This is a genomic window from Sphingomonas floccifaciens, assembly GCF_042681125.1.
GTDB classification, from domain to species: Bacteria; Pseudomonadota; Alphaproteobacteria; order Sphingomonadales; family Sphingomonadaceae; genus Sphingomonas; species Sphingomonas floccifaciens.
This window is the reverse complement of record NZ_JBHUFC010000023.1, coordinates 23915-45555: the sequence shown is the minus strand read 5'-3', so window position 1 is coordinate 45555 and position 21641 is coordinate 23915. Positions and strand designations below refer to the sequence as shown.

Sequence of the window (21641 nt, the reverse complement as noted above, 5' to 3'; positions counted from 1 at the left end):
GACCATTCGCATGAGCTTCTACCACTGCAATCCCAACACCCCCGGCGAGCGTCTCGCCCGCAGGCTCGAGGCGATTGGCAGCCACCGCGTGCTGCGCCGTCTCCCCGATCCTGCCAACATCTGGTGCCGCTCGATGCCGGTGCCGGGCAACGTCTTCAAATTGGCGGTCCTCGACTGTGAAACGACCGGCCTCGATCCGGAGCGCCATCGCATGATCGAGTTCGCCATCGGCACGCTGACGATCGATCTCGATGGCGGCGACGTCGTCGCTGTGGAAGCGCCTCGGTCCTGGCTTGAGGATCCGACCGAGGATCTGCCGCTGGAGATCGAGCGGCTAACCCACATCACCTCAGACATGCTGATCGGTCAGTTGTTCAGGGAGGACGAGATTGCAAAGGTGCTGGCCGGCTGCGATGCCATCGTTGCGCACAATGCGTCGTTCGACCGGGCGTTCGTCATCCGGCGGTTTCCGGCGCTGGCCACGCTCCCCTGGCTGTGCTCGATGCGTGAGGTTGACTGGCCCGAATTGGGGTTCAGCGGCGGTCGCGGCATCGCGCACCTGCTTACCCAGGCCGGCTTCTTCCTCCCCGACGCCCACCGCGCCGGGGCCGACGTCTGGGCGACCATCTGCCTGCTCGCCTCGCCCACGAGCGACAAGCGTACGGTAGCTGCGGCGCTCGTCGAACGCGCCCGGCGCGTCACCCATCGGCTCTACGCCACCCGTGCACCCTTCCAATGCAAGGATGTGCTAAAGGCGGCTGGATACCGATGGTCGGCGGAGCGCCGCGCGTGGTGGATCGAGGGTGAACCCGAACGGATCGCCAACGAGGCTGGGTGGCTGAGGGGACTGTCCTCCGGCATCGATCCTCAAATTGAGAACATCGATTGGATCAGCCGGTATCAGTGACTGTCCTATATGCCGTATCGACATGCAAGGTAGCCAGATCATGGCGGCGGCGAGGTGTACGTAGCTGGTGAAATTAGCTTTGCGGTGATTGTAGCGCGTGCGAAGCGGCGGAGGCACCCGGTGTTTGAACGTGATGGGCCGCAGATCAGGCTGTCTCGAAGTCGCCCCGCTGCGCGCGCCAGGCCACCCTGGCGGACGGCAGCAGAGTGGCCCGGGGAAGGACCGCCACCCCGTTCGACAGCATTCCACCCGCGCCCTCGCGCGCCAGCCGCTGCACGGCCTCGCCAAACGCCGGCAGGGGCCGGCCGCAGGCGGCGTTGTCCCTACCCTGCCAATACCTCCCCAGAGCGGCCACCATGGTCTTGCGCTCGACGTCGAAGGCGTGCTCGTGGAAGAGCGCGCGCATGACGCGGTAGCCAACGTCATGGCGAACGCGAGCGGCGCGGGCATAGAGGCGGCGGACCGCCGGCGGGTGCGGTTGCCGTGTTCCGCGATGATGTCTGATCGACCCGTCGCCCTCAGCGCGGCGGCGAGCATGACAGTGCAGTGGCGCGACCTCTCCAGGCATTCCGACCCGAACGAGAACACCTAGTCGTCCGCCTGGACGCGTCGGGCCGCCGCGTTTTCCTAGTCGGTGATGCCGACGGCCGCGGTCGGCAGCCACCCGCGACCCAGCCGTCGCCCGTCTCCGTTGAGGAGGACTGCTGCGCTGCTGCGCGGCGGACCGGCGCGCGGACGTGCTGGCGTCGGCCATCATGGCAGCCACACCTCCTTGAGGCCCGTGTTCCTGGATGCGGTCGGCGCGACGGTGTTCGTGATCTCGTCGGGACCGTAGCCCTACAGCCGCGTCGTCCCCTCCGACGCGGCCCTGGTCGCGGAGTTGACCTCCTGTGGCAGGGTGCTGAGGACCGACGTCAACGACGAGGCGTGCGGGCTGGCCGAGCGTAAGATCGGACCTGACGTCGACGAGAGCCCGGGAGGATGCGGTAGCGTCACCGTCCGCCTGAGTGCGGCCGGGGTGACGGCCGCCCCGTCGACCCTGTCGGAGTGAAGCGCGAGGCGGGTGGTCCTGCCCGCCCGAAGCGGCCGGTGACCCGAGGTTGCGCCAGCAGCCGCCTGTGCTGCCCGGGGGCGCCAGCCGCTCGGCCTCGCGGCGGCAGCTCGCCGCCGTGCGGGCGAGGTTGTAGATGGTGCGACCATCGGTGGCGAAGCTGCCGGTACAGGGCCTGGCCGCGTCCTCAAGCAGGCTCGCCTCCTCGGTGTCTCCCTCCGCCCTGCGCAGCTCCGCGTCGAGGGGGTCCGCGCGGGCGGCCGACACAAGAGTGACGGCGCGCACGGCCATCTCGGTCCGCCTCTCGACCGATCGGTCGCAGAGCGCCTCCTCCTCGTGACCGTCTTGCGGGACAGGTGTAGGTTTCCCTCAATTGGTGGACGACTTTGCTCTGCGACAGCGTCCTGAAATGATGGACGTTCGACTATAACAGTGGACGTCCGGCGCTACGGTCTCTCTGTTTCGGCGAACCGTACCCAAAAGCACCTTGTGCGACTACTCTGCCTATGGCCGCACATTGGTGATGGTGATGCCTACATCGGCGCTAGCAAGTGGACCGTCCGTTGTGAGCATCTCGGCTCGCAGTTCGATCGCCAAGGCAAGGCATGCCCGATCGCCAAAGGACAGGCCGAGCGCCGTCGTCGCTGGCCGAAGGTCGCCTATAATGAGCGCCTGGGCAGGAGTGAGCGGCCGGACATCGAGATGTAGCCCGCCAAGTGCCTCACGCACCTGATCGAGCGGCAATCCCCGGTCCCGTAGCTTGGAGACGACCTCTGCGAGGTTGGGTGTTCCGATGATGCTGCGGGTTAGGACGTCGACTACCCGATCCGCCCCAGGTTCATCGTTCAGAAGGCAGAGCAGGGCGGAGGCGTCGAGTACGACTTTGCTACTCACGCTCCGCCTCACGCCGACGTTCCGCGATCAGCTCGTCAGCCAAGCCGACGCCTTCGGGCACATGATTGCGCAGGATCGCGCGAGCACGCTCAAGTGCCTTAAGTACGGAACGTACCCGTAATTCGCCATCGTCCACATCGACGAGAACGGTGTCACCCGTGGTGATACCGAGCTCACGGCGCATTGCCGCCGGGATCACGAGCTTACCACCGTCCACGATCTTGACCCTCTGTGCTTCCATCTGCACCAATCCGCTACTCTGACCTGCTAAACGGCCTTATACCCAACAGCAATGTCGGACGCCAGCGTGGAGGCAGGGATCGATGCACGGCCGATCACCAAGATAGCGTTCATCGATGACGGAGCAGCTACTTAGACCCGGTCCGCTTAGCTAGGCTACGTAGGACCGGTAGTTGCCGTTCTGAACCGACTGCTGCATGACCGGCTCACAAGGGTATACCCAAGAAGGCCGGGCTGAAGTGACGAGCAAATGGCAGGCATCGAGATGAAGGCGGCGCGGGTTTACCTGCGTGTGAGCACGGACGAGCAGGACCTGACACGTCAGGAGAGCATCGTGGCGGGCGCGCGGGCGGCAGGCTTCTACATTGCGGCGGTCTACCGGGAAAAGGCATCAGGCGCGCGGCCCGACCGATCCGAGCTGCTGCGCATGGTGGCGGACCTGCAGCCGGGCGAGGTGGTGGTGGCCGAGAAGATCGACCGCATCAGCCGCCTGCCTCTGCCGGAGGCAGAGCTTCTGGTGGAGACGATCCGGGGCAGAGGGGCGCAGTTGGCGGTGCCGGGCATCGTGGACCTGTCTGACTTAGTAGCCGACAGCGCCGGCGTGGCGCGAATCGTGCTCGAGGCGGTGCAGGACATGCTGTTGCGCGTCGCGCTGCAGACGGCTCGGGATGACTATGAGACCCGGCGCGAGCGGCAGCGCGAGGGCATCGAAGTTGCGAAGAGGGCGGGGCGTTACACCGGCCGCAAGCCGGATCTCGCCCACCATCGACGCATCGTAGGTCTGCGCGAGGCGGGCATGAGCATCGCGAAAACCGCGGAGCTTGCCGGATGCAGCATCGCGCAGGTCAAGCGGGTGACGGCCCTGGACAGAGCGAAAGGTGCCGGAACGACTTCTGCACCTGCTGCTGATCCCAAGTGATTCAGTTCGGCGTCTGACGCGCTTCGATGCAGGGTTATGACACCTATAAACCCGCGGAAAAGCGAAGGCGGGGGGCAGTGTCACAACCGGACGGCTCCGACACCGTCCCGATCGGGATGGTATTTCGGGATTATGGAAGTAGATCGGTTAGCCGGTTCCACCTGAGACATCAGGAGCCACTTTGGGGTCCGGGTCCTGCGCCTTGCCGGTCGCGGGTGCCACCTTCTGGCTCGGCATAGCGGTGAGATAAGCAACGATCGCATCGACGTCCTTCTCGGCCACTGGCGCCTTATACACCTCACGCATCTTGGTGACGGTCGCCTTCCACTGATCCGCCGATAGCGCAGGCTGGGTCAGCGCCATGCTGGCTGAGTGGCACGAGGTGCAATTGGCATTGATGACGTCGGCGTGCGGACCGTCGGGGTAGGTCGCGTCGTCGGCCGGCAGGTCGACGCTGGTCGAGGCAAGCGAGAAGCCGCGCGCTGACACGCTGGCGGCCGGTGCCGGCTCAGACATCTCGGAGATCGGAACGGGCGCCTTGCGGCTGCTCGGCGCGCCGATCGAGACGAGGATGATGCCGGTCAGGCCGATCAGGCCAGCAGCCATCATGCCGGGAGACGGAGTCTTCATGATTTGCTCGCTCCTCAGGCCGCGATGATGGTGGTGGTTTCAATGTTGCCGCGCATGAACCCGCCGGGATTCCAGATCGGCTTCATCGGCTGAGCGACACCGTTGGTGTTCCAGCAGCGCACCATGATGGGGTTAGGCCCGCGTCTCAGCGGCACCCGCCCGTCCCAGCGCCGGAAGCTGTACCTGCCCTCGTCCGCTCCGAGCGTCGTCCTGTACCAGGTGCGGCCACCGTCCGACGACACATCGACCTTGGCGACGCCGCAATCGCCGCCCATTGCGATGCCGCCGACCGGGATCGACGCTTCATAGGCGATCGCCTGACCATCGGGCAGGCTGGTCATCCAGCTACGCGGGATCATGCGATTGATCGGTACGGTCGGGAAGTCCTTGGCACCGGGCGCGACATTCGCGCCGGGTGTCGCGGGGATCTTGTAGGCCTTGGCCATCCAATACTGGTCGTCAGGGCCGGGCAGTACCTCGATCGCGTTCAGCATCTTGACCCAATAGGTCGAGTACCAGCCCGGCACGATCAGCCGGCAGGGAAAGCCGTTGAGGAGCGGCAGTTGCTCGCCGTTCATGCCGAAGGCGATCATGACCTCGCCGTCGCGGGCATGGTCGATGTCGAGTGCCTTCTCGAAGTCAGGAGCGCCCGCCACGACCGGCTGATCGAGAGCGCCGAAGCGCACCTGCACCGCGCCTGCCTTGACCCCGGCGAGGTCGAGCACGTCGCGCAGGCGAACGCCGAGCCACTTGGCGTTGCCCATCGCGCCATTGCCCCATTGCGCGCCGGCGACGCGCGGCTGGAACAGCCCGCGGCTGTTGCCCGAGCACTGGTTCACCGCCGCCATCTCGACCCGTGGAAGGCGCAGCAGCTGAGCGAGGCTGATCGACAGCGGCCGATTGACGTGGCCGAAGACGTTGAGGCGGAAACTTTCGACGTCGATCGAGGTCGGTATGTCGGCCCAGTGCCAGCGGACGAAGAACTGGTCGTTGGGCGTGAACACCGACTTGTCGAAGACCTCCATCGGCGTCTCCAGCAAGGGTGGATGGACGCGCTGGAGGATCATGCTGCCCTTGCCGGGAAAGGCGCTGGTCATCGGCCGCTCGGCATTGCCGCCGGGCAGCTTCAGGTCGACGAGCTGCTGCGCCAGTGCCGGCGCGGCGGCAAGGCCGGCGGTGCCGAGCGCGGCATGGCTGAGGAAGCGGCGACGGCTGGTCTCACTCGCCAGCCCGGCGTCGAAATTGTCCATGACAAGGCTCTCCTGTGGCCAGTCACACTGGCGGATCGAAGGGGCATTCTGCAAGTGATCGGACCGACTGATCCGATCATCATGGCGGATCAGTTCGGGGTGGCGATGCAGGGAGAGACGAACAGGTTGCCCCGCCATGCACCGGCTAGCGTCTTGGCACCGACCAGCAGCCACATCGCCGCGAGCGCAACCGTCAGCACCGTGCCGACGATACCGAAAAACATAAGGTTCAGCGTCGTGCCGAGGCGGAAGGTGGCGACGGTGTAGACGCCGAGCGGGAAGGTGTAGCCCCACCAGCCGAGGTTGAACGGCACGCCCGCGCGCCAGTAGCGGATGGTGATAAGCGTCGCGAGCGCCAGCCACCACAGGCCGAAACCCCAAAGGCAGAGCCCGGCGACAACGCCGATCCCCTGCGCGACGGTGCCGACGCCGGCTAGCCCGTGCGCGGTGAGGATCGCCGGCGCATCCGCGCCGAGCACCAGCATGCCCAGAGCACCCGTGCCGATCGGCCCCAGCGCCAGCCAGGAAGATGCCGCCATGCTTTCATGCGGCAACTTGTGGAGTGCCATGCGCAGGATGAGGATGGCGAGGATGCCAAACGCGACCGGCACCGAATAGGCCCACAGCACATAGGAGGTCGCGAGCGTCACTATCTGCGCGTGGGGATCGGTTAGATGCGGCGCGAGCAGCCCGCCGCTGGCGCCCGCCACTTCGGCAGCGACGACCGGCAGCAGCCATACGGCGGTCATGCCGTCCAGGCTGTGCTCGTGGCGGGTAAACATCAGGTAGGGGATCAGCACGCCGCAGGCGAGCGACATGGCGACGTCGATCCACCACAGGATATGCGCGACCGGCACGATGCCATTTCCGAACCGCGCGATGCCGAAGGCGAGACAGCCGTTGATGATCGTCGCCAGCCCCATCGGAATGGTCCCGATGAACATCGACACGGTGTTGTGCCCGAAGATGCGCCGCGCCTCGTGCCCGAACATCACCCAGCGCGCGCCATAGAGGCCGGCGAACAGCGCGAAGAGCGCGATATTGAAGAACCACAACACCTCGCCGACAGGTTTAAGCGAAGGCCCGATGCCGGGCACCTGCGGCAGCGCGAGGGCAAGGATGCCCGTGCCCATCGTCGCGGCGAACCAGTTGGGCGTGAACTGGCGGATCATCTCGCGGGGGTGATCGAGCCGGCTGAGCGGCTTGAGGCCGCTGAGAACGGAGTGCGTGTCGGCAGTCATGCGACCTGCTCCTTGATGAGATCCGTCAGCGCGTCGGCCGCGCGGGTGCGATAGCGTTCCTTGTGGCGCAGCGCGTGAAAGGCGCGGTCGGGCAGCCCGAGCGGCAGCTCGACGAGATCGCCAGCCTTGAGCGCGCGCGCGACGACCAATCGCGACAAGACGGCAACGCCGGCACCGGCCTCAACGGCGGTGCGCACCGCCTCGTTGGACGGCAGCGTCATCGCTATCGTCAGCTGGGCCGGATCAAACCCGCGCGTTCGCAGCACGTCCTCGAAAGTCGAGCGCGTACCCGATCCCTGCTCACGGACGATCCAGCGTGTAGTGCGCAGCCAGGCCTCGTCGATGCGTTCGGCTTCCTCGCGGCCGACCAGCACCATTGGGTCATGCCCGACATTCCAGTGGGCAAGCGCCGGTTCGTCCACCTCGCCCTCGACAAAGCCGAGTTCCGCCGCGCCGCTCAACACCTGCGCTGCCGCGCCTTCGGTGTTGTCGATCGCCAGCTCGACCGCGATCTGTGGGTGGCGTTCGTGGAAGGCGGCGAGCTTTGCCGGCAACCAATAGCTCGCGATCGTCTGGCTGGCGACGATCCGCAACGAACCACGCGCGAGCCCGGCATAGTCCGCGAGCATCGTCTCGGCATGCGCTGCCCGCCCCAGCACCGCGCGCGCTTCCTCCAGAAAGCCGCGGCCTGCCTCGGTAAGCTGGATGCCACGCCCGACGCGGTGGAACAGCGGAACGCCGTAGCGCGCTTCGAGGGCCGCAACCGCCCCGGAGGCAGCAGACTGCGTGACGTTCAGCGCCTCCGCTGCCTTGGTGACGTGTTCGCGCTCCGCGACACCGACGAATATTCTGAGCTGCTCCAAAGTCATGCAGCATATATCGCGTACTTAGATCGATACGACCAACCGTTTGATATGGTCATTCCAATCTGGATATCGGAATGGTCGGCAGCCTTTCGTCTGCGATGGTCTCGAAGACTTGAAGCGTTACGCGTGCCCGCGACGTTTGATCGTCCATGACCGATATGATCGAGCGCAGTTCTGATCCCTACAATGCCGAGCCGACGCCCGGTGCGTTGATCGAGCGGTTTCTGACGCCGCAGGCGCTGTTCTACGTGCGCAGCCACGGGCCGGTGCCGGATCTGCCCGCCAATCATCGGATCGAGGTGAGCGGGAGGGGCATGGCGAGCCGCTTCTTCTCGGTGCAGGAACTGAAGAGCACGTTTGCCACGCGCACGGTAACGGCGGTTCTCCAGTGCGCCGGCAACCGGCGTACCGATCTCCAGCAGGTCGCCAACACCTCCGGCGATCCGTGGGACGTAGGCGCGATCGGCAATGCGGAGTGGACCGGCGTACGCTTGGCCGATGTGCTCGATGCGGTCGGCGCGCCGGATGCGTCCGAGCTGTTCGTGGCGTTCACCGGCGCGGACGAGGTGGACGTGGAGGGTGAAGAAGCCTTGTTCGGGGTATCGATCGCCATGAGCAAGGCGCGGGAGCCCGACGTACTCCTCGCCTGGGCGATGAATGGCGAGCCGCTGACGCCCGAACATGGCGCCCCGCTCCGCATGGTGGTGCCTGGCTATGCCGGGGTCCGCAGCGCCAAATGGCTGACACGGATCGAGGTGCGTGAAACGCCCTCCGAGGCACCGATCCAGGCGCACGACTACAAGCTCTTCCCCGCCGCTGTGACGAGCGACACCGTCGACTGGAGCCAGGGTCTGACGATCAATGCCATGCCGCTCAACGCCGCGATCTGCTCGCCCGGTGCGGGCGAGAGTTTGGCCGCCGGAGAGGTGCGGATTGAGGGATATGCCATTGCCTATGACCGCCGTATTTCTCGGATCGAAGTGTCGGTGAACGGCGGTCGCGACTGGCAACAGGCGACCTTCGCCGATGATCCGGAGACGCGCTGGGGCTGGCGGCGCTGGATCCTTGACGCCACACTTGCCAAGGGACGCCAGCACCTTGTCGCCCGTGCCTTCGACGAGACCGGGCAGGGACAGCCCGAGCGGCCGGATACGATGTGGAATTTCGCCGGCTATCTGTGCACCGCCTGGCATCACGTTCACGTGCTGGTCGAATGATCGAAGCATCAGCGGCACCGGACGTCGCTTTCTGGATCGATGCGATTGGCCGGCTGGTGGTGGCGACCGCGGCCGGGATGGTGCTCGGCTGGGAACGCTCGCGTGAGAACCGGCAGATCATGGGCCTGCGGACGCTGGGTCTGGTCGGTCTGGCGAGTTGCATCGCCGTTCAGGCGATCGTGCATAGTGGCTTGCCGAACGTGAACGCCGATGCCGCAGGACGGGCGATGCAGGGCATTCTGTCCGGCGTCGGCTTCATCGGTGCCGGTGCGGTGCTGCGGGTCGGCCAGGGTCAGGAAGTGCATGGATTGGCGACCGCCGCGTGCATCTGGGTGACAGCCACGATCGGCGCGGCAGCAGGGTTGGCGGTGTGGCCGCTCATCATCGGCGGGGTGAGCCTTGCAATGCTCGTCCTGTTCGTCGGCGCGCCGCTGGAACGCCGCATCCGCGAGCGAGCCCGTCTGACGCCGGCCGAGACCGACAGGAAGGATGTCGAGCGCAAGCCGTGATCGCGCTGGACCGCCCGGTGCCCGTCGGCGCCGGGAGGCGGCAAGGCGCTATCAGGACACAAGCGCGGCATCTGCCTGACGCCGGACTTCATCGGCGATCGGATGCAGTTCGGCCGCGGGTCGCTCGCCCACCACACTATAGCCGATCCCGTCGACCGCCCATGTGACCCGGCCCATGGTCCCGCTGGACGTGCTGGTCATGCTCGCGGTCTTGTCGATCTGCATGGGCCTCGTCAGCACCGCAAGTTTCGACGCTTGCGGTCCGTCGTAGAGGAGCAGTGCCGCAGGGCCGTGGGGCGTCGCGACCAGTCGCCCCCCGCCATAGCGATAGCCGGCCGTGCTGAGGTCCGGGATCGTGACGCGCTCACCCAATCGAGCGGAGGTCCATCGGATCAGCATGGCGCGCTGGTCGGGGCCGATCTCCGCCGGTCGTATCCGGTCGGCGGCATAGACACGGAAATTATCACTCGCCTCGTTGGCCAGCGCCGCGATGCCCGCGCGGGGTTCGCCGCTCCACCGCGCGCTCGACCAGCCACCGCCAAACCCCAACGCCAGCAGAAGTGACGCGGCGATGGCGAGCTGCCAACGCGGTTGCCGTTGCCGTCCCCTGATCGCTGCCACGCGCATCGTCGCCGGGATCGGTTCATCCGCGACGGGGGCGAACAGGGATGCAAGGGCTCGCGCCTGCTCCGCCTGCTCTCGCACACGGGCATGCACGTCCGGCTGGCCTTCAAGATAGGCGTCGACCAGGCGCTGCCGCTCGGGCGACAGCCTGCCATCGATCCATGCGGCCAGATCGTCCTCGCCGATCGGGCTGGTCATTGCACGCTCCTCAATCGCGGCCGTTCACCCTCCCGGAGGAGGGTCGCCAGACGGTCGCGCCCCCGCGATATGCGCGACATTACCGTGCCCAGCGGCACGCCGACTACGGCAGCGACCTCCGCATAGGGCAGGCCCTCGACCGAGACCAGGAGCAGCACCGTTCGCTGTTCTTCAGGCAACGCATCAAGCGCGCGCAGCAGGTCGCGGTGGTGCAGGCCTGTGTCCTGATCGGCCGGGCGGCCGAGCGCGGCGTCGTCCACGAGGTGGAGCGGAACCGCCGTACCTCGCCGGCTATGCTGCCGCTGATGATCGACCAACAAATTGTGCAGGATCGCATAGACCCACGGGCGGACCTCCGCACCCCGTCGCTGTCGCCAGCGCCCGACCGCGCGCTCCAGGCAATCCTGCACCACGTCATCCGCCATCACCCGGTCGCGCAACCACGACCGGGCATAGCGGCGCAGCCCGGGGATCAGCGGTTCGATCGCGGCGGCAAGCGGGTCCATCTCAGTCGCGCTGCACCTGCACGATGCGCCCCGGCGCGCCGTTCACCACCTCCGCAACCGCCAGAAAGCGCCGGGGTGTCGCGGTGCTGCCCTGAACGATCTGGCGGATCGGACCCGATGCGTTGACGATCGCCGCACCTGCCGGGTTGCTCATGAAGTTCGCAAGCGGCTCTACAGCGCCGCTGCCGTCCGCATTGGCGGTCAGTACGAGCATGTAAGGCTTCTTGGGCTGCAAACCGGTAACGGCACTCTGCACGACCTGAATGATGCCCTGGTCGAAGAGGGTGATGCTGCTTGCCGTACCTTTGCCGCCAATCGGCCCCATGGTCAGATGCAGCGCCTTGCCCGCTGTGCCGAGCGGCTGGAGATTGTCGGTGCCGGGGCCTGTCGGAACTGCGTTCGACACATAGGCGATCGCCTGCGGTGCCTGTCCGACCGGCACGGTAGCGACGACCGTGTTGCCGGCAGTGTCGATCGCGGCCAGCTCATCGGAATTCTCTAGCCCGACATAAACGCGCCGGCCGTCGCCCGATGGCCAAACACCGTGCGGCATCTTGCCGACCGGAATTGTTGCCACCGGCGTGAAGTCGGACGTGCGGAACACCTTGACCACATTCTCTCCGCCGACCGTCACATACGCGAACTGCCCCTTGGCCGTGCGGGCGAAATTGACATGGTTCGTGATAGGCCCGGTATCCAGCACCTTCAGGATCGCGAAGGGTGGCCGAGCATCGAATGCGACCGTCTTGCCGATGTCCTTCAGCGTAAACCACACTTGCTTGCCGTCCGGCGTCGCGGCGATGTTGGGGCAGAAGGGGCTTGGCTGCGCCACCTGTCCGACCTGCGCGTGGGTCGCGACATCGAACACAGCCAATACCGGATTGAACGAAGAGCAGACATAGCCGTACCGGCCATCGGGAGAGAAGATCGTCATACCCGGACCACCGGGCGTCTTGATGCGCCCGGTTTCCTTGTACGTCGTAGGGTCGAGCACGGCGATATAGTCCTCGCCGCGGACGGTGACCCAGACTTCCTTGCCGTTCGGTGTAAAGAACGCCTCGTGCGGACTGCGCCCGACATAAGTCGTATGCTTGACGGTGTTGGTGGCGGTGTCGATCCACGACACGGCGTTCGATGCGATCGACACGACCGCGAGGGTCTTCCCGTCCGGCGAGAAGCCGAGTCCGTGAACCAGCACCTGCCCCTTGTAGAGCGGTGAAAAATTCATCGGCTGCGGATCGCCAAGCTTGATGACGCCGAGCAGCCGGTTGTCGGCCGGGTCGGTCACCGACACCGTGTTGGAGAATTGTTCGGATGCATAGACGCGGTCGCGGTGGCTGACAGGCACGTCCCTGGCGTTCCACGGCGCCTGCTGGGCCATGGCGATGCCCGGTGCGGCGCTTATCAGCAAGGCGGCCGAGCGCAGGATGGTCCAGATCATGTCAGTGCTCCATATGGCTGTGGTGGTCACCGCCCTGCGTCGGGGCTGGCGTCGAAGGCGGTAGCGGCTGGCCGATCGCCAGCTTCATGGCGGCGATCTCCTGCTGCTGATCGATGATGATCTCCTGTGCGATGCGCTTGAGCTGCTCGTTATGACCGTAGCGCAGCTCCGCCACCGCCATATCGATGGCGCCCTGATGGTGCGGAAGCATCATCGCGACGAAGTCGCGGTCGACGTCGCCGGACGGCTTGACCATCATGCCCGCCATCATCCGGTCCATCGCGGCAGACACCATGCTGGCGTAGCCATCGGCAGGGGCGGCCGCGGCTGCGCCGGTGAGCAGGGCTAAAGCCGTCAGACCCAGCATCCAGTTTCGTCTATGCATAAGCCTCCGGCGCATCGGTCTCGAAAGCGTAGACGATGCTCGTCGGGGTTTATTCCATGGGCGAGCCAATTATTTATCTTCACCAAAACAACGGTCTCATCGTGACCCTGCCGTGGTTGACCAGGTCGCCGTCGGACAGCATATGCTCGGGCACGGCGATGGATTTCCGCCGGGCCATTCGGCCGAACCGCCCTCGCAAGGGCCGATGATTCCTACCAGGCGCCGCAAGGCAGCAAGGAGGAATCGTGCACGCGACGTTTCGCAATCTCTACGACCAGTTCAACATGGCAGCGTTCATTCGCGAGCGCCGCACCCATGCCATGTCGGTGCTGCGGTGGACTTTGATTCTGGTCCCGATGGCCGCAGCGGTGGGAACGCTCTGCGCGGCCTTCCTGCGGAGCCTCGATGCCGTAACCCGGCTTCGCTATGCCTTTCCCTGGCTGCTCTACCTGCTGCCGATCGGCGGGTTCTTGGTCGGACTGCTCTACCATCTGACAGGGCGTTCGGTCGAAGGCGGCAACAACCTCATCGTCGAGCAAATCCACGAACCGGGGGGCGGTGTGCCGCTGCGCATGGCCCCGCTCATCCTCTTCGGCACGGTCGTGACGCACCTGTTCGGGGGATCGGCGGGGCGTGAAGGCACCGCCGTGCAATTGGGCGGCAGTCTTTCCAGCGGGTTTGGGCGCGCCCTCAAGCTGGATGCGGAAGCGACACGCACCCTCCTTATGACCGGAATCGCGGCGGGCTTCGGCGCGGTCTTCGGGACGCCGATCGCGGGCGCGGTCTTTGCACTGGAGGTTCTGGCGATCGGCCGGGTCGAGTATCGCGCGCTAGTACCGTGCCTAGTCGCGGCACTGGTGGGTGACTGGACCTGTCTTGCCTGGGGCATTCATCACGGCGCCTACCATGTCGATGCGATGGTGCCGGTCGACGCGTTGCTCGTCGCCAAAGCCGGCGTCGCGGGCGTTGTATTCGGATTGGTCGGGCTGGCCTTTGCAGAGGCCAACCATGCGCTCGGCGGATGGCTGAAGCGCGTGATACCCTATGGCCCACTACGACCCGCTATCGGTGGTGTCGCCGTGATCGCGCTGGTCTGGCTATTTGGCACGCGAGACTATCTCGGCCTGGGCACGCTGGCGGCAACGCCGGGCGACCTGACCATTGCCAGCTTTTTCGGCCCCGATACGCACCCGTGGAGCTGGGCGCTGAAGCTGCTCTTTACCGTCGTTACCCTGAGCGCTGGCTTCAAGGGCGGAGAGGTGACGCCGCTGTTCTTCATTGGCGCGGCGCTCGGCAATGCGCTCGCGCCCATGTTCGGAGTGCCGACAGGGGTTTTCGCGGTGATCGGTTTCGTCGCGCTGTTCGCGGGCGCGGCCAACACGCCGCTGGCTTGCACGTTCATGGGGATCGAGCTGTTCGGCGCGGCCTATGCGGTGCCGATCGCAGTCGCGTGCTTCGTCGCCTATCTCTGCTCAGGCCACAACGGCATCTACCTGTCGCAGCGCGTCGCCGTGCTTAAGGTGCCTGCCGCACACCTCACACCCGACGCCACCCTGCGCGATGCCCGCACGCGCCGCGCTTCTCGCCGGCGCGCGCGCGCCTGATCCCGCTTCCTGTCGAAAGCTCTACCATGCCCGACCTTTTCACCGTTCAGCACCGCGAAGTCGGGATGCTGCGCATCTATCTGAAGCCGTCCGACAAGATCGGCCCGCGTCGCTTCTGGGGGGCAAAGCCGCTCTATCGCGAGCTGATTCGCACCGCGAAGGCGGACGGCATCATCAACGCCGTCGCGCAAAATACCCATTACGGCTTCAGCAATCACGAACCGATCCGGGAGAACGGCTCGGAAATTGCCGATCCGCATCTGACGATCTGTGTTGAACTGGTCGGTGATCGCGATCAGCTCGACCTTTTCTGTCGCCGTCATGGCGATCTGCTCGGCGACAAGGTGATCGTCTACAACTAACTGGAGCATTGGACGATCACGCGCCAAACTGAGCGAGCCAGAGCTTGATCGGCGTTCCCGGTTGGGAAACGACCAACGACATGGCCAAGGCTTCCCCGCAAGGATGGTATTTCGGGAATTGACGTTGCTGCATTGCAGCGACATATATCTCTTCAAGGCGATGGATTTCCGCCGGGTCGTCTGACCGAACCGCCCTAGCAAGGGCCGATGATTCCTACTTGGCGCCGCAAGGCAGCAAAGGAGGAATCGTGCGCGCGACGTTTCGCAATCTGTACCATGAGTTCAACGTGGCGGCGTTCTTTTGCGACCGGCACGACCATGCCATGTCGGTGGTTCGCTGGACGCTGATCCTGCTGCCGATGGCGGCGCTGGTCGGGACGTTGTGCGCGGCTTTCCTATGGAGCCTCGATGCCGCTACACAGGCCCGCTTCGATCATCCGTGGCTGCTGTATCTCCTGCCCGTGGGCGGGGCAGCCGTCGCGTTTCTCTATCATCACACCGGGCGCTCGGTCGAAGCCGGCAACAATCTGATTGTCGAGCAGATCCATGAGCCCGGGGGTGGCGTACCGCTCCGCATGGCACCGCTGGTGTTCCTTGGCACGATCGCGACGCATCTGTTCGGCGGCTCGGCGGGACGCGAGGGAACCGCCGTGCAGCTCGGCGGCAGTCTCGCCAGTGCCATCGCCGGCCTGTTCCGTCTCGATGCATCCGGTATTCGCATCCTGCTGATGGCCGGCGTCGCGGCGGGCTTCGGCGCGGTGTTCGGCACGCCCTTGGCAGGCGCGGTGTTTGCTCTTGAAGTGCTGGCGCTTGGCCGCGTCGAATATGGCGGGATCATTCCGTGCTTGCTCGCCGCGCTGGTCGGGGACTGGACGTGTCATGCCTGGGGCATCCACCACACGCCTTATCACATCGCCTATGCCGCCCCCGCCACGGGCGCGCTGCTGGTCGAGCCGCTGATGCTCCTCAAGGCGACGATCGCGGGCGTCGCCTTCGGGTTCGCCGGCCTCGTCTTCGCCGAAGCGAACCACGCATTCGGCGGTTTCCTCAAGCGCCGCATACCTTACGGACCGGCCCGTGCCGCTCTGGGCGGCGTCCTGGTCATCGCGCTCGTCTGGATCGTCGGCACCCGCGCCTATCTGGGTCTGGGCGTATGGTCCGCCATCCCCGGTGATCCTACGATCGCGGGCTTCTTCAGCGGCCCGGTCGATCGGTGGAGTTGGGCGCTCAAGATGCTGTTCACCGTCGTGACGCTGAGCGCAGGCTTCAAGGGCGGCGAGGTGACGCCGCTGTTCTTCATCGGTGCCGCGCTCGGCAACGCGCTGGGGTGGCTGCTCGGTGCACCGCTCGACCTGTTCGCAGCGCTCGGTTTCGTCGCCGTGTTCGCCGGGGCGGCCAACACGCCGCTGGCCTGTACGATCATGGGGATCGAGCTGTTCGGCGCCACCCATGCCGTGCCGATCGCGGTGGCCTGTTTCGTCGCCTACATCTGCTCGGGCCATAACGGCATTTACCTGTCGCAGCGGATCGCCGTGCCCAAGCGTCCCGCCCGCGCTCATACCGGCACCTTAACGCTGCGCGACGCCCGCGCATCCCGCCGTAGCCGGCGTCCTTCCAACACCGTCAAGGAGCATAACTGATGCCCCACAAGGTCACGCCCAGCGAGATCGGGATGATCCGCATCTACATGAAGCCGTCCGACAAGGCTGCGGGCGCGCGTAGCTTCTGGTCGCGCAAACCGCTGTACCGCGAGCTGGTCGCGCAGGCGAAGCGCGACGGCATTATGAACGCCGTCGCCCATCACACCCATTACGGCTACAGCAATCATGGCCCGATTCGGGAAAATGGCTCCGAGATTTCCGATCCGCACCTGACCATGTGTGTCGAGCTGATCGGCCAGCGCGGCGAACTCGAACGCTTCTGCGAGGGGCATGGCGATCTGCTCGCGGGCAAAGTGATCGTCTACAAGCATCTGGAGCATTGGAGCATCGGTCCGGGCGGCGTCCGGCATGAAGATGCGGTGCCCGCCGAGCTGGCCGATGAAACGGGGCAGGCGTGAGAGTGGGAAGCGTCAGCTCCTCCTCGTGGCTCGTCTGGGCGCTGGGTTCCGCCGGATTTGCCGCGCTGACCGCGATCTTCGCCAAGATCGGGGTCGAAGGAATCAACTCCGACCTGGCGACCCTTTTCCGCACGCTCGTGATTGTCGTGGTGCTGACCGCCCTGCTCGCGCTTACCGGCAAATTTCAGCCCCTCGGGACCATCGCGCCACGTACCTGGCTGTTTCTCGGGCTGTCCGGCCTGGCGACCGGCGCGTCATGGCTCTGCTATTTCCGCGCCCTGAAGATCGGCGACGCAGCGCGGGTCGCTCCCATCGACAAGCTGAGCGTCGTTTTTGTCGCCGTCATCGGCGTGACGCTTCTTGGTGAACACCTCTCCCTGCGGGGCTGGTTCGGCATCGGTTTGATCGGTGCCGGCGCCGTGCTCGTCGCGCTTGCCTGATGCCTTTCGAACGGAAACCAACGATGCGCTATCTCCCGATCGTCGCCGCTGCCGTCGCCATTGCCGCTACACCGGCACTCGAAGCTCGCACCGCAAAGCGCGCCCGCACTCCGCACAACGTCATTCTGGTCGTCATCGACGGGTTGAGAGGCAAGATCGTCACCCCTCAAACCGCGCCTGAACTGGTCCGGCTACGGGATGCCGGGACCTACTTTCCCAACAGCCATTCGGTATTCCCGACGTTCACGACCGCCAATGCCTCCAGTCTCGCGACCGGCCATCAGCTTGGCGATACCGGCGATTTCAGCAACACGATCTGGACGGCCGCCCCGATCGCAAGCGCGGCGGGCAGCGTCACCCCGTTCCTCGAAAACGATGCCGTGCTCGGCGAGGTCGATACGCACTTCGGCGGCAATTACCTCAACGAAACGACTGTTCTCGAAGCCGCACGCAAAGCGGGATACGGCACCGCTGCGATCGGCAAGCTCGGCCCAGCGCTTATCCAGGATCACCTCGCTCGCGACGGTATGACGACGATCATCGTCGACGACTCCACCGGACGGCCGGGCGGCATCGCGCTTTCGCCCGACACTGTCACAGGAATGACCAGGGCGGGGCTGCCGCTCGTCGCACCGGACAGGGGTGCCAACGGCCGTTCGGGGGACGCTCGCACACCCGGCACGCGCGAGGCCAATCGTGCGCAGCAGGACTATTTCATCGATGTCGCCACCCGCGTGGCGCTGCCGTCATTCAAGGCACGTCACCGGCCTTTCGCGATGGTCTTCTGGTCACGCGATCCCGATGGGACCCAGCACAATCAGGGCGACAGTCTCAACCGCCTGACGCCCGGAATTAATGGTCCGACGACCTTTGCTGCGATCCGCAACGCGGATGGAGATCTCGCAAAGCTGCGAACGGCGCTCAAGCGGCTTGGCCTAGATCGGACGACCGATATCATCGTCACGTCGGACCACGGCTTTTCCACGATCTCGAAGCAAAGCGACACGAGCCGTGCAGCACGGACGCGGTATGCCGATGTTCCTGAAGGCTTCCTCCCGCCCGGCTTTCTCGCGCTTGATCTGGCGTCGGCGCTGAATATGCCGGCATTCGATCCCGAGGCCGGCAACGCGCCGGTGACAACGGGTGCTCATCCCAGTCGCGGCAACGCACTGCTGGGGGCCGATCCCTCTCATCCCGACATCGTGGTTGCCGCCAATGGCGGGTCGGACCTGTTGTACCTGCCTGGACGCGATCCGACGCTCGCGCGCCGTATCGTCACCGCGCTGCTTGACCAGGATTATATCAGCGGAATCTTCGTCGATGATCGGCTCGGCTCGATCGCCGGCACGCTGCCATTATCGTCGATCAACCTCAAAGGGGCAGCGCTGCCCCCCGTACCGTCGATCGTCGTCATCTTCCGCTCGGCAACGACCGGCTGCGCAATACCGACGAACTGTCAGGTGGAGGTGGCGGATACGACGCTGCAGCAAGGCCAGGGCATGCACGGCAGCTTCGGCCGCGGCGACACCCTCAACTTCACAGCGGCGATCGGCCCCGATTTCAAACGGCGTTTCGTCGATCCGGCACCGGTCAGCAACGCGGATATCGGACACACGATGATGGCCTTGCTACGCCTCTCCCCGACGCCGCATGGTGCGCTGACCGGCCGGGTATTGAGCGAAGCGATGCCCGGGGGGCGGATGACCCCCTATGTCCGGGGCGAGCAGCGATCCGCTGCCGCCGGGAATGGTCTCGTCACCCTGCTGCGCTATCAGGAGGCGGCAGGCATTCGTTATCTCGACGCCGGGGGTTTTGCGGGCCGCACTCTCGGCCTGGCTGATGTGGCAGCACCTGAAGCCGCTGGCCGGGGAGCGCGTCGATGACGGGGCTGCCGCAATTCTGGCTTGTCCGTCATGGTGAGACGGCCTGGAGCCTGACACGTCAGCATACGGGTCGAAGCGACATTCCCTTGACGAAGGGCGGGGAGGAAGCTGCCCAACGCCTGAGCGAGCGCCTGCCGACACGTCCCTTTTCGCAAATATGGTCCAGCCCGTCGCAGCGCGCGCGTCGAACCGGCGAACTGGCAGGCTTCTCCCGGAAGATCGCAATCGTCGATGACCTCGCGGAGTGGGATTACGGTGCCTACGAAGGTCGAACCACGAAAGAGATTCTGGCCGATCGCCCGGATTGGATGCTGTTTCGCGATGGCTGCCCGCAAGGTGAAACACCTGACGACATCACGGCGCGGGCGGATCGCGTCGTCGAACGCCTGCGGGCCTCCACGTCCGACATCCTGATCTTTTCCAGCGCCCATATCCTGCGGGTGCTGGCTGCGCGCTGGCTGGGGCTTCCCGCCGCGGCCGGTGCGCTCTTCATCCTCGACACCGCCAGCATCAGCATTCTCGGTTACGAGCACAATGATGCCGAGCGGGTCATTCGCGGATGGAATCTGGCATGAACCGGACTGCCCTCCTCGCATGGGCGATAGGGGGCATCTTCGCACCGCTGGGCGGGATCAGCGCCGGCATCATCACTTACGCCGAATATAGCCAGCACCGGCTTCCCAAGGGGCGGGCAGCCCGTGAGGCCCTGCGAAGCGGGGCGGTGGCGACGGTCGTCCTCCTGACGGTCACCGGCCTGTTCGGTTGGTGGGTGGGCCGGTCATGACGAACACGCATGACGATGCCTCTCCGCTCATTCTTGAGGGCGTTGTGACCGAACTGAGCGGCCGGATCATCCACGACGGTGTGGACCTCGTCATGAAGCGTGGCGGGGTTCTTGGCTTGGTCGGCGCGTCGGGATCGGGAAAATCGGTTCTGCTTCGATGCATTATCGGCCTGCTGCCACCGAAAGCGGGCACCGTCAGGCTGTTCGGAGACGATCTGTACCAGGCTGACGACCGGACGCTGGCCGCGATCAAACAGCGCTGGGGCGTGCTCTTTCAAGCCAACGCACTGTTTTCCGATTTCAGCGTTCTGGACAACATCGCGATGCCGCTGCGCGAACATCACGGTTTGCCGGAAGAGCTGATCCTGTCGGTCGCAAGAATGAAGGCGCTCGCATCGGGACTTCCCGAGGATGCGCTGTGGAAGTTCCCGTCCGAGCTTTCCGGCGGGTTGCAAAAGCGTGTGGGGGTGGCGCGGGCGATCGTGCGCGACCCGGATCTCATCCTCCTCGACGAACCGACTGCCGGTCTCGATCCGATCATGGCAGCACAGATCGATGCCCTGATCGGTGGTCTGGCAAGCGAACTAGGCCTGAGCGTGGTGGTCGTGACCCACGACCTCGATACCCTCTACACCATCTGCGACCGTGTCGCGGTTCTGTCGGATCGCACGATCCTTGCCGTCGCCCCCGTCCGTGAGCTGGAGCACAGCCAGGACCCGTGGCTCCGCAACTATCTGCTGGGCACACGGACGCGGGCCGGGCGCATAGCTGATCCAAAAGTCGTTCATCCCTCGCCACAGGAGATCATGTCATGAAGCTGCTTGCTGTCATCGTGGGCGCGGACAGCGCGCCTGCCTGTCTGGATGCGGCGGTTCTTGCCGCAAAAGCATTGGGCGACGCTTCGATCGAAGCACTCAACGTCGTCGTCGATCCCGATAGGATTCACGCCTCCAGCGATGAGGAAATCCAGTTCCAGCGCATGCGCGAACGTGATGAAGGGACCGCGCAGGAGCGTGCCGATGCGGCCCATGCCGCCTTCGTCGCGTGGAACGCCGGGGCAGGCGAGGACACGCCACGGGTATTCTGGCGGTCGGTCGTCGGCACGGAAGAAGCCGTCGTTACGAGCGAGGCCGCGAACGTCGATGCGCTGATCGTGGTCGCGCGCGAACAGAGCATGGACAGTGGCGATGCCATTCACGCAGCCCTCTTTTCCACCGACAAACCGGTCCTGATCGTACCACCGCACTGGCAGCCCGGTGCCGTCACCGCATTCAGCCATATGGCTGTCGGTCTCAGCGACAGCGATACGGCCCGCCATGCGATCAGGGAGGCGGCACCATGGTTGCGGGTGGCAAGCCGGGTCACCGCGATCCGCATCGGCGAGGATGGCGATCCGGCGCTGAAGCTCGAGGCGCTGCTCGACGAACTGTGCGTGACGCACGAACTTCATGTCGTCCCCCGACAGGGTGACAATCTGGGTGCGCAGCTCGTCGCGGAAGCCAAGGCTGTCGGAGCCGATCTACTGGTGACCGGCGCCTACCGGCACAACCAGCTCGTCGAATGGTTCATGGGCGGCACCACGCGGCATCTGCTCGCCGCAGCCGAAATCCCGTTGCTGATGGCCCATTGAA

General features: G+C 65.4%; 26 protein-coding genes and 2 riboswitches. Of the genes, 15 read left to right on the top strand and 11 right to left on the bottom strand.

The genetic code is table 11. From position 1 onward, the window contains the following. Positions 1–10: 10 nt before the first annotated feature. A complete protein-coding gene (locus ACFSC3_RS18505; RefSeq protein ID WP_066488094.1) occupies positions 11–907 on the top strand; it encodes a 3'-5' exonuclease in 897 nt (298 codons plus the stop codon). 145 nt (positions 908–1052) lie between these two features. Here the strand turns inward: ACFSC3_RS18505 and ACFSC3_RS18500 are convergent, their stop codons facing one another. After that, entirely contained in the window at positions 1053–1313 is a 261-nt protein-coding gene (locus tag ACFSC3_RS18500) for a hypothetical protein (RefSeq protein WP_066488092.1), read from the bottom strand. 492 nt (positions 1314–1805) lie between these two features. On the opposite strand from ACFSC3_RS18500, the gene ACFSC3_RS18495 reads away from it, so the two are divergent. Next, positions 1806–1958, top strand: coding sequence for a hypothetical protein (locus ACFSC3_RS18495; RefSeq protein ID WP_350027553.1), 153 nt, complete (start codon positions 1806–1808; stop codon positions 1956–1958). Positions 1959–2462: 504 nt separating this feature from the next. Here the strand turns inward: ACFSC3_RS18495 and ACFSC3_RS18490 are convergent. Together ACFSC3_RS18490 and ACFSC3_RS18485 are read right to left on the bottom strand one after the other, a co-directional pair. After that, positions 2463–2852 carry a type II toxin-antitoxin system VapC family toxin gene (locus tag ACFSC3_RS18490; RefSeq protein WP_066488088.1) on the bottom strand — a complete coding sequence of 130 codons (390 nt, stop codon included), beginning with the start codon at positions 2850–2852 and terminating at the stop codon, positions 2463–2465. Then, a complete protein-coding gene (locus ACFSC3_RS18485; protein WP_066488085.1) occupies positions 2845–3093 on the bottom strand; it encodes an AbrB/MazE/SpoVT family DNA-binding domain-containing protein in 249 nt (82 codons plus the stop codon). The genes ACFSC3_RS18490 and ACFSC3_RS18485 overlap by 8 nt, the downstream gene beginning before the upstream one ends. Positions 3094–3357: 264 nt before the next feature. Here ACFSC3_RS18485 and ACFSC3_RS18480 point away from each other — a divergent pair, with 264 nt between their 5' ends. Next, positions 3358–4011, top strand: a complete 654-nt coding sequence (locus ACFSC3_RS18480) for a recombinase family protein (RefSeq protein WP_007406279.1) — start codon at positions 3358–3360, stop codon at positions 4009–4011. A gap of 147 nt (positions 4012–4158) precedes the next feature. Here ACFSC3_RS18480 and ACFSC3_RS18475 read toward each other — a convergent pair whose 3' ends face one another. The 4 genes from ACFSC3_RS18475 to ACFSC3_RS18460 form a co-directional block, all read right to left on the bottom strand. Beyond that, positions 4159–4641, bottom strand: a complete 483-nt coding sequence (locus ACFSC3_RS18475; protein WP_007406258.1) for a c-type cytochrome — start codon at positions 4639–4641, stop codon at positions 4159–4161. A gap of 14 nt (positions 4642–4655) precedes the next feature. Further along, positions 4656–5891 carry a molybdopterin-dependent oxidoreductase gene (locus ACFSC3_RS18470; protein WP_007406293.1) on the bottom strand — a complete coding sequence of 412 codons (1236 nt, stop codon included), beginning with the start codon at positions 5889–5891 and terminating at the stop codon, positions 4656–4658. Positions 5892–5980: 89 nt separating this feature from the next. Next, the gene (locus ACFSC3_RS18465) at positions 5981–7132 is read right to left on the bottom strand and encodes a TDT family transporter (protein ID WP_007406242.1); all 1152 of its coding nucleotides are present in this window, start codon (positions 7130–7132) and stop codon (positions 5981–5983) included. Then, positions 7129–8001, bottom strand: a complete 873-nt coding sequence (locus tag ACFSC3_RS18460) for a LysR family transcriptional regulator (RefSeq protein WP_007406272.1) — start codon at positions 7999–8001, stop codon at positions 7129–7131. Before ACFSC3_RS18460 ends, ACFSC3_RS18465 begins: the two co-directional genes overlap by 4 nt. 146 nt (positions 8002–8147) lie before the next feature. On the opposite strand from ACFSC3_RS18460, the gene ACFSC3_RS18455 reads away from it, so the two are divergent. Both ACFSC3_RS18455 and ACFSC3_RS18450 read left to right on the top strand, forming a co-directional pair. Beyond that, positions 8148–9215, top strand: a complete 1068-nt coding sequence (locus ACFSC3_RS18455) for a molybdopterin-dependent oxidoreductase (RefSeq protein WP_007406227.1) — start codon at positions 8148–8150, stop codon at positions 9213–9215. Further along, entirely contained in the window at positions 9212–9724 is a 513-nt protein-coding gene (locus ACFSC3_RS18450) for an MgtC/SapB family protein (protein ID WP_007406274.1), read from the top strand. The genes ACFSC3_RS18455 and ACFSC3_RS18450 overlap by 4 nt, the downstream gene beginning before the upstream one ends. 51 nt (positions 9725–9775) lie before the next feature. Here the strand turns inward: ACFSC3_RS18450 and ACFSC3_RS18445 are convergent, their stop codons facing one another. Genes ACFSC3_RS18445 through ACFSC3_RS18430 form a run of 4 tightly spaced genes read right to left on the bottom strand, consistent with a single transcriptional unit; the run spans position 9776 to position 12860 of the window. Continuing rightward, a complete protein-coding gene (locus tag ACFSC3_RS18445; RefSeq protein ID WP_007406229.1) occupies positions 9776–10546 on the bottom strand; it encodes an anti-sigma factor family protein in 771 nt (256 codons plus the stop codon). Continuing rightward, positions 10543–11052, bottom strand: coding sequence for an RNA polymerase sigma factor (locus ACFSC3_RS18440; RefSeq protein ID WP_007406239.1), 510 nt, complete (start codon positions 11050–11052; stop codon positions 10543–10545). The genes ACFSC3_RS18445 and ACFSC3_RS18440 overlap by 4 nt, the downstream gene beginning before the upstream one ends. A gap of 1 nt (position 11053) precedes the next feature. After that, the gene (locus tag ACFSC3_RS18435) at positions 11054–12493 is read right to left on the bottom strand and encodes a YncE family protein (RefSeq protein ID WP_125974936.1); all 1440 of its coding nucleotides are present in this window, start codon (positions 12491–12493) and stop codon (positions 11054–11056) included. Position 12494: 1 nt separating this feature from the next. After that, complete coding sequence (locus ACFSC3_RS18430) at positions 12495–12860, bottom strand: DUF305 domain-containing protein (protein ID WP_078462353.1); 366 nt, start codon at positions 12858–12860, stop codon at positions 12495–12497. Between the two features lie 163 nt (positions 12861–13023). Next, a riboswitch (Fluoride riboswitch) is annotated at positions 13024–13100 on the top strand. Positions 13101–13123: 23 nt separating this feature from the next. On the opposite strand from ACFSC3_RS18430, the gene ACFSC3_RS18425 reads away from it, so the two are divergent. The 10 genes from ACFSC3_RS18425 (at position 13124) to ACFSC3_RS18380 (ending at position 21640) form a co-directional block, all read left to right on the top strand. Then, positions 13124–14482, top strand: a complete 1359-nt coding sequence (locus ACFSC3_RS18425) for a voltage-gated chloride channel family protein (RefSeq protein WP_380941578.1) — start codon at positions 13124–13126, stop codon at positions 14480–14482. Between the two features lie 26 nt (positions 14483–14508). Continuing rightward, positions 14509–14844 (top strand): DUF190 domain-containing protein, encoded by a 336-nt coding sequence (locus ACFSC3_RS18420; RefSeq protein WP_063690145.1) that lies wholly within the window; start codon positions 14509–14511, stop codon positions 14842–14844. A gap of 147 nt (positions 14845–14991) precedes the next feature. Continuing rightward, a riboswitch (Fluoride riboswitch) is annotated at positions 14992–15068 on the top strand. 24 nt (positions 15069–15092) lie between these two features. Beyond that, on the top strand, positions 15093–16484 hold the full coding sequence (locus tag ACFSC3_RS18415; protein ID WP_043060742.1) for a voltage-gated chloride channel family protein: 1392 nt from the start codon (positions 15093–15095) through the stop codon (positions 16482–16484). A 32-nt stretch (positions 16485–16516) separates the two neighbouring features. Next, positions 16517–16903: a DUF190 domain-containing protein gene (locus ACFSC3_RS18410; protein ID WP_229664493.1), complete on the top strand. Its 387-nt coding sequence runs from the start codon at positions 16517–16519 to the stop codon at positions 16901–16903. 2 nt (positions 16904–16905) lie between these two features. Beyond that, a complete protein-coding gene (locus ACFSC3_RS18405; RefSeq protein ID WP_043060744.1) occupies positions 16906–17343 on the top strand; it encodes an EamA family transporter in 438 nt (145 codons plus the stop codon). Further along, on the top strand, positions 17343–19226 hold the full coding sequence (locus ACFSC3_RS18400; protein ID WP_380941577.1) for an alkaline phosphatase family protein: 1884 nt from the start codon (positions 17343–17345) through the stop codon (positions 19224–19226). The genes ACFSC3_RS18405 and ACFSC3_RS18400 overlap by 1 nt, the downstream gene beginning before the upstream one ends. Then, positions 19223–19801 (top strand): histidine phosphatase family protein, encoded by a 579-nt coding sequence (locus tag ACFSC3_RS18395; RefSeq protein ID WP_061780586.1) that lies wholly within the window; start codon positions 19223–19225, stop codon positions 19799–19801. The genes ACFSC3_RS18400 and ACFSC3_RS18395 overlap by 4 nt, the downstream gene beginning before the upstream one ends. Beyond that, positions 19798–20010 (top strand): hypothetical protein, encoded by a 213-nt coding sequence (locus tag ACFSC3_RS18390; protein ID WP_043060745.1) that lies wholly within the window; start codon positions 19798–19800, stop codon positions 20008–20010. The genes ACFSC3_RS18395 and ACFSC3_RS18390 overlap by 4 nt, the downstream gene beginning before the upstream one ends. Beyond that, entirely contained in the window at positions 20007–20825 is an 819-nt protein-coding gene (locus ACFSC3_RS18385) for an ABC transporter ATP-binding protein (protein WP_380941576.1), read from the top strand. Before ACFSC3_RS18390 ends, ACFSC3_RS18385 begins: the two co-directional genes overlap by 4 nt. Further along, positions 20822–21640 (top strand): universal stress protein, encoded by an 819-nt coding sequence (locus ACFSC3_RS18380; protein WP_229664494.1) that lies wholly within the window; start codon positions 20822–20824, stop codon positions 21638–21640. Before ACFSC3_RS18385 ends, ACFSC3_RS18380 begins: the two co-directional genes overlap by 4 nt. Position 21641 lies beyond the last annotated feature (1 nt).